This is a genomic window from Kitasatospora sp. NPDC091257 (genome assembly GCF_044757675.1).
GTDB lineage: Bacteria > Actinomycetota > Actinomycetes > Streptomycetales > Streptomycetaceae > Kitasatospora > Kitasatospora lactacystinica.
The window spans coordinates 1-4179 of record NZ_JBIVVI010000828.1 but is presented as its reverse complement, the minus strand read 5'-3'; the positions used below and the strand labels follow the sequence as shown (position 1 = coordinate 4179).

Below are 4179 nucleotides of genomic sequence, written 5' to 3'. Positions count from 1 at the left end.
CGCCGCGCTGCGCGCGGCCGGCGCCGCCCCCCCCCGCCCCTCGGGGGTGAGGGAGACCGCACAACAGCCCCGGATGACCCGTGCGGAGATGCGCAAGGCTGCCCAGAAGAAGGGCAAGGGGGGCGGCCGGCGCGGTGACGCCGCGGCCTCCGCCGCCGTGGCCGCGGGCCCCGGCAAGAAGCGCTTCATCGACTACCCGCGGTTCGGCAAGAGCGGCATCCGGCGCTGGCTGCCGTCCTGGAAGCAGTGGCTGAGCGGCTTCCTGCTGGTCTTCGGCTGCTTCGTCGGCCTGGTGTTCTACCTGTACCAGAGCACCAAGGTCCCGGAGCTGAACGATCTGGTGCAGAACCAGAACACGATCTACTACTGGGCCGACAACACGGAGATGACCCGCAAGGGCCAGACCAACCGTCAGATCGTCGAGCTCAAGGACATCAGCCCCAACCTCCAGAACGCCGTCATCGCCGCGGAGAACAAGAGCTTCCAGACCGACAGCGGCATCGACCCCAAGGGCATGCTCCGCGCCGTCTGGAACATGGCGAAGGGGGGTGAGACCCAGGGCGCCTCGACGATCACCCAGCAGTACGTGAAGAACGCCTACCTGAGCCAGGAACAGACCCTCAGCCGCAAGGTGAAGGAGTTCTTCATCACGCTGAAGATCAACCAGGAGAAGAAGAAGCCCGAGATCCTCACCGGCTACCTGAACACCAGCTGGTTCGGCCGCGGCGCGAACGGCGCCCAGGCGGCCGCCCAGGCGTACTACGGGGTGGACGCCAAGGACCTCAACGTCTGCCAGAGCGCCATGCTGGCCGGTCTGCTCAAGGGTGCGGCGTACTACGACCCCACCAACCCGGACAACAAGGAACGGGCCCAGGGCCGGTGGAGCTGGATCCTGGACCAGATGGTGGACACCAAGGCCATCACCCCGGACGAGCGCGCCAAGTGCAACGTGTTCCCGGACCCGATCCCGCAGAAGCCCAGCTCCAACATGAACGGTGAGATCAGCTACCTGGTCGACACCGCCAACAAGTACGTGATGGCCACCGACAAGTCGATCACCCCGCAGATGATCGACCGGGGCGGCCTGAAGATCTACACCACCTTCGAGAAGGACAAGGTCGACGCGCTGAAGAGCGCCGTCGACGCCGTCAAGTCGGAGAACCTCAACCCGCAGAAGCGGCCGGACAACGACACCAACATCCAGTTCGGCTCCGCCAGCATCCGCCCCGGCGACGGCGCGATCGTCGCCCTCTACGGCGGCGACGGCGTGGAGAACGGCCACTTCGACAACAACGCCGACGCCACCGGCGTCCAGGTCGGCTCGACCTTCAAGCCCTTCGTGCTGGCCACCGCGATGCAGACCGGCGTGCAGACCGCGAAGGACGACAAGGGCAAGCCGAAGCGGATCAACGCCGACAGCCGGTACCTGGCCGACGACATGTCCGAGATCCGCAAGCCGGACGGCTCGCTGGTGATCGGCGACGACGGCAAGCCGTACCGGCAGAAGAACGAGGACTCCGGCAAGCGCGGCTACGTCTCACTGCGGCAGGCCATGCAGTACTCGTACAACGTGCCCTTCGTCCAGCTCAACCAGGACGTCGGCGGCCAGAACGTGGCCGACATCGCGGTGCAGATGGGCGTCAAGAAGGAGAGCCTCGCCGACCCGAAGACGGCGACCTTCCCGCTCGGCACCTCCACCATCAGCCCGATCCGGATGGCCACCGCCTACGGCACCCTGGCGGCCAGCGGCAAGGAGGCCGAGCCGTACTCGGTCACCAAGGTCGAGGTGAGCGGCGTGGAGCGCCCGGGCTTCGGCAAGAAGGAGCCCAAGGTCGCGCTGGAGCCGGCCGTCGCCGACAACGTCACCGACGTGCTGGTGAACGTGGCCGTGAACGGTACCGGAAAGAAGACGAAGGACCTGGGCCGCCCGGTGGCCGGCAAGACCGGTACCACCGACCAGAACAAGTCGGCCTGGTGGGTCGGCTACACCCCGCAGCTGGTGACCAGCGTCGCGATGTGGCGCGAGGACCCGACCAAGCACGAGCGGCAGTCGCTCAACGGGACCGGCGGCAAGGAGTCCATCCACGGTGGTGACATCCCGACCGACGTCTTCACCCGGTACATGAGGGCCGCACTGGCCAACGAGAAGAAGATGGACTTCCCGACCCCGCAGCCGGTCGGCACCGAGGTCGACTCCTCCGGTGCGCCGTCCACGGCCTCCGCGACGGCCACCCCGACCACGGCCGACACCCCGACGGCCCCGGCGCAGCCCCAGTCGCAGGCGCCGCAGCCGCCGGTGCAGCCGCAGCCCACCCAGACCTGCGTGCCCGGCGTGGACTGCCCCGGTGACCAGCCCAGCCCGTCGAGCACCAAGAACCCGCACCCGGGCGGCAGCTGTCTGCCGTTTGTCGGCTGCCAGACGCAGCCCCCGGGACCGACGGACAGCTCGTCGCCGGGCGGCGGCGGAAAGCCGGGCGGTGGCGGCCGGCCGACGCCGAGCAGCACCGGCGGCGGCCAACAGGGCGCGGCAGCCGGGCAGTAGCCCGGTCCCGGCTCGACCCCGAACGGCGGTGGCGGTCCTCCTCGGAGGGCCGCCACCGCCGTTTTTCGTCCGGATCACCGCCGTTTCCGGCCCGGCCGTCGCGTCGCGACCGGCGGGCCGCCCGCCGTGCGGGGGCGCGGACCGTTGCGGGGGCCTCCTCGTCCCGACGGGATCGGTGCGGCAGGATGTCCGGCATGACGTCGAGCGATCGTGACGAAACCGCCGGCCCGGTCGGGTCCGGCGCCGCCGCAGGGCCCCTCCCGGCAGCCGTCGCCACGGCCGCGCCACCGGTCAACACCGTGGTCGTCCCGGCCGACGAGGACCCGGTGGCGGCGGCCGGCAGCGAGGTGTTCGGCGGGCCGCCGGGCCGCCGGGCGCTGCTCGGCGTCTCCTGGTGGATCCCGGCGCGCTTCCTGGCGCTCGCGGTGATCGTGGTGTCGGTGCTCGGCATGGTGCAGAAGCTGCCCTGCTACGAGCAGGCCTGGTTCCAGCCGGGCTCGCCGCAGTACATCCACGCCTGCTACAGCGACATCCCGCACCTGTTCTCCGGACGCGGCTTCGCGGCCGGGCTGCACCCGTACGTGGACCGCATCCCGGGCTCCTCGGGGGATCTCCAGTACCTGGAGTACCCGGTGCTGACCGGCCTGTTCATGCAGGTCGCGGCCTGGCTGACGCCCGGCGGCGGCGACCAGCAGAGCCAGGAGCAGTGGTTCTGGGCGATCAACGCCGGGCTGCTGATGGCCTGTGCCGTGGTCGCCGCGGTGGCGCTCTCGCGCACCCACCGGCGCCGCCCGTGGGACGCGCTGCTGTTCGCGCTCGCCCCGGTCCTGCTGCTCAACGGCACCGTCAACTGGGACCTGCTCGCGGTCGCCCTGGCCGCCGTGGCGATGGCCTGGTGGGCCGGTGCCCGGCCGGGCTGGGCCGGTGTCTTCATCGGTCTGGCCACCGCGGCCAAGCTCTATCCGCTGCTGCTGATCGGCCCGCTGCTGGTGCTCTGCTGGCGGGCCGGCAAGTGGCGCGAGTTCCGGGTGATGCTGGGCGGCGCGGTCGGCGCCTGGCTGGTGGTCAACCTGCCGATCATGCTGGCCAACTGGCGGGGCTGGTCGACCTTCTACGTGTTCAGCAAGCACCGCGGCGAGGACTACGGCTCGTTCTGGCTGATCCTGATGCAGCGCCGCGGCGCCGGGCTGGCCGACCTCGACGTCTACATCGGCGTGCTGATGGTGCTGGGCTGCCTGGCCATAGCGTGGCTCGGCTTCTCGGCCGCGCGCCGGCCGCGCTTCGCCCAGCTGGCCTTCCTGGTGGTCGCGCTGTTCGTGCTGGTCAACAAGGTGTACTCGCCGCAGTACGCGCTCTGGCTGCTGCCGCTCGCGGTGCTGGCCCGGCCGCGCTGGCGGGACTTCCTGATCTGGCAGGCCTGCGAGGTGCTCTACACCCTGGGCATCTGGTCCCACCTGGGCCTGGTCACCGGCTCCAAGCAGCACGGGATCAGCGAGGGCTGGTACCACTTCGCGATCGGACTGCACCTGCTGGGCACGCTCTACCTGGTCGCCCTGGTGGTCCGCGACGTCCTCCACCCGGACCACGACCCGGTCCGCTGGGACGGCAGCGACGACCCCTCCGGCGGGGTGCTGGAC

At 70.4% G+C, this 4179-nt stretch carries 2 protein-coding genes; both read left to right on the top strand.

Going from position 1 to position 4179, the window contains the following annotated elements:
* Positions 1 to 73 precede the first annotated feature (73 nt).
* Positions 74 to 2542 carry a transglycosylase domain-containing protein gene (locus ACIQOV_RS30355; protein WP_401053804.1) on the top strand — a complete coding sequence of 823 codons (2469 nt, stop codon included), beginning with the start codon at positions 74 to 76 and terminating at the stop codon, positions 2540 to 2542.
* 194 nt (positions 2543 to 2736) lie between these two features.
* On the top strand, positions 2737 to 4179 hold a 1443-nt coding region (locus ACIQOV_RS30350), incomplete at its 3' end, for a glycosyltransferase family 87 protein (RefSeq protein ID WP_401053803.1).

Excerpts from the sequence above, each read along its gene's own strand:
- ACIQOV_RS30355 (WP_401053804.1), top strand. The coding sequence starts at position 74 with ATGACCCGTGCGGAGATGCGCAAGGCTGCCCAGAAGAAGGGCAAGGGG.